Source organism: Paenibacillus sp. 01T422 (assembly GCF_056398785.1).
Window position 1 is genome coordinate 1 of record NZ_JBFTQB010001089.1, and the last position, 1842, is coordinate 1842.

General features: G+C 43.6%; 3 protein-coding genes and 1 pseudogene. All 4 read right to left on the bottom strand.

Going from position 1 to position 1842, the window contains the following annotated elements; all coding sequences use genetic code 11:
* Positions 1 to 101: 101 nt before the first annotated feature.
* The gene (locus AC1DUA_RS35855; RefSeq protein ID WP_477504274.1) at positions 102 to 383 is read right to left on the bottom strand and encodes a hypothetical protein; all 282 of its coding nucleotides are present in this window, start codon (positions 381 to 383) and stop codon (positions 102 to 104) included.
* Position 384: 1 nt separating this feature from the next.
* Entirely contained in the window at positions 385 to 816 is a 432-nt protein-coding gene (locus AC1DUA_RS35860; protein WP_477504275.1) for a hypothetical protein, read from the bottom strand.
* Positions 813 to 1091, bottom strand: coding sequence for a YlaH-like family protein (locus AC1DUA_RS35865; protein ID WP_127452393.1), 279 nt, complete (start codon positions 1089 to 1091; stop codon positions 813 to 815). The genes AC1DUA_RS35860 and AC1DUA_RS35865 overlap by 4 nt, the downstream gene beginning before the upstream one ends.
* Before the next feature lie 136 nt (positions 1092 to 1227).
* Positions 1228 to 1842 (bottom strand): annotated as a pseudogene (locus AC1DUA_RS35870) (translational GTPase TypA); the annotation flags it as partial.

Here is a 1842-nt window from a genome sequence, read left to right on the forward strand (position 1 = left end):
CCCTTATGTATCTATTTTCAGGTCATGCGAACACTCCTTTTTAACCCAGATATACCTTATTGTACGTCGGATTAAAAAAGTTATGTCGCCAAAATTCCTGCCTATTGATTATTGTAAATGGGATTGCCATTAATATCATCCAATAGCTTCTCCGCGGATTCGCGATCGAAGCTCTGTCTGCTCTTGACTCCCTCGCGTTCATAGGAAATGTGAATTTTCATTGGATCTGTTTCGTCAACGAGTTCAATTTGGCTGACCCCGTGGTCCTCATGAAGCATCATAGCGAAAAAATCAAGTGTTTCCTTGGCTGCCTCATCACTTGGTCTAGCTTCACTGACTATGTGCATCTGCAGCCAATTGAAAAACGTATCTTGGAGATTCATCTTAACGCCCATCCTCTCTAAGTAGTATAACGTCATAACCTGACTCCAACCAACGAAGCCATTGATGTCTCCAGCGGCTATGTTCTGGGACTACATCACTTTCAGGTAAGGAAGTGACAAGCTCTAAAGCCTCCTTACGCGTGAGCAGACGATCAATAAAGGCTTCTGCGCAATGCGAGAGATGAAAGGGCTTACCATCGAAGCTAAACGCCTCAAACAGCTCGAGATCCAGTTCTAGAAGTTCTGAGCCGCACAATTCCTCGTCATCGCTTAACAGTAGACTGGATTTAAACATCGCAAGCAATCTGGGATGTCTCMCATTTGCCAACTCTCGGAACGACTCCAAGGCTTTCAGCGGCGTACAATGAATACGGTCAGCACCAAGCACTAATGGCGAATAATTCACAATTGGAGTTAGCCAATATCTCGTCATTCCGGACTGCTGCTTCCGCTTCTTTTTTCAATAAAATAACGGATCCGGACTAGAAACATGAGAGAAATTGCTACGGTCAAGCAAAGCACAATCGGCAGTCCTACCAACTGAAAACCGAGAAGCATAATCGATCCGATCGCCATAAGCAGGTAAACAACAGCTGTCTTAAGGACTGGTAATTTGCGCGTGCGAAAAACTTTGTTATACACATAAGACATGAATATGAAGATTAGCAAATAAGTGATGTAAATGTGATTTCCAAACCATTCGTTCAATGCTGTCAATACCATACACTCCATTTCGCTTAAAAAAGTAAAGTCAACTTAGTTCATTATCGCTCAATTGCACAAATAAATAAAGGGAAATGCAGCCGGACGGCTGACATTCCCCTTATTAAGAACACTTTGTGAACTAGACGTTAGCTTCGGCCGTTTTACGTTGTTTCTCAGAACGTTCACGTTCGCTTTTGTTCAAGATCTTTTTACGAATACGAACGGATTTTGGCGTAATTTCGCAGTACTCATCATCGTTCAAATACTCAAGAGCTTGCTCCAAAGAGTAAAGGCGAGGAGTTTTCATTTTCACAGTTTCTTCTTTGTTCGCTGAACGGATGTTGTTTACCGCTTTTTCTTTACAGATGTTCACGATGATGTCGTTATCGCGCGTGTGCTCGCCAACGATCATACCTTCATAAACCTCAGTTTGCGGGTGAACGAACAGGATACCGCGATCCTCTACGGATAGAATTCCGTACAGTGTGGAAACGCCAGTTTCGCTGGATACAAGTACGCCTTCATGACGTCCACCAACGTTTGCTCCTTGGTAAGGACCATAACTGTCGAATGCGTGATTCATAATTCCATAACCGCGAGTCAGTGTTAAGAAGTTCGTTCTGTAACCGATCAAACCACGCGCTGGAATCAAGAACTCAAGGCGAACGTTACCGCTGCCGTTGTTGATCATATTAACCATTTCTGCTTTACGTGAACCTAAGCTCTCCATAACGGAACCCATGCTATCTTCTGG